Raw genomic sequence first — 317 nt, 5'->3', positions numbered from 1 at the left:
CTATTTTCTTTTTGTTTTTTTTTTTTTTAACAAGCCGGCGACCACCGAGATCTACACTCGTGGAGCGTCGTCGGCAGGCGTCAGATGTGTATAAGAGACAGATCCTGATTTATCCCTCTGCGAACAAAAGGCCCGAACCATGTTGAATACGTCCCGCGCCCTGTTGTTGCTTGTTCTGCTTGGCAGCAGCCTGGCGCACGCCATGGATTACCGCATCGAAACCGTGACCGAAGGCCTGGAGCACCCCTGGTCGCTGCTCTTATAAACATCTCCGGGCCCCCGAGCCGAACTAAGGGATCTCGAAGGCCGCCTTCTCT

1 protein-coding gene is annotated in these 317 nt (G+C 53.6%); it reads left to right on the top strand.

The window, feature by feature from the left end:
- Positions 1-139 precede the first annotated feature (139 nt).
- The gene (locus ACQ4LH_RS21245; RefSeq protein WP_430698977.1) at positions 140-265 is read left to right on the top strand and encodes a hypothetical protein; all 126 of its coding nucleotides are present in this window, start codon (positions 140-142) and stop codon (positions 263-265) included.
- Positions 266-317: the final 52 nt, after the last annotated feature.

The organism is Pseudomonas peli, from assembly GCF_050563605.1.
GTDB lineage: Bacteria > Pseudomonadota > Gammaproteobacteria > Pseudomonadales > Pseudomonadaceae > Aquipseudomonas > Aquipseudomonas peli_A.
Note: the sequence above shows the minus strand (reverse complement) of the source record. Positions and strands in the feature narration are given on the sequence as shown.

What these genes read in the sequence shown, in the direction of transcription:
- ACQ4LH_RS21245 (WP_430698977.1), top strand. Translation starts at nt 140, where the DNA reads ATGTTGAATACGTCCCGCGCCCTGTTGTTGCTTGTTCTGCTTGGCAGC.